General features: G+C 48.3%; 1 pseudogene. It reads right to left on the bottom strand.

Going from position 1 to position 232, the window contains the following annotated elements:
• Nucleotides 1-232 (bottom strand): annotated as a pseudogene (locus AB4512_RS22940) (1,4-alpha-glucan branching enzyme); the annotation flags it as partial.

The raw sequence follows: 232 nt of genomic DNA, 5'->3' as shown, positions 1-232 counted from the left end.
GTTGCGATAGCATCGTAGTTTTCGTTGCCGCCGTCTGCGTTCGGAATCCATTGATCATGGCTACGCGAATAATCGAGGTACAACATCGAAGCAACCGCATCGACACGAATCCCGTCGATATGGAATTGTTCAAACCAGTACAGTGCGTTTGCAACCAAGAAACGGCGCACATGCTCTTTGCCTAAATCGTAAATGTACGAATTCCAATCTTGGTGCCAACCACGACGTGGAT

This window comes from Vibrio sp. 10N.222.52.B7 (assembly GCF_041474275.1).
Taxonomy (GTDB): Bacteria; Pseudomonadota; Gammaproteobacteria; order Enterobacterales; family Vibrionaceae; genus Vibrio; species Vibrio crassostreae_C.
The sequence above is the reverse complement of the archived record's forward strand: the minus strand, read 5'-3'. Positions and strand labels throughout refer to the sequence as shown.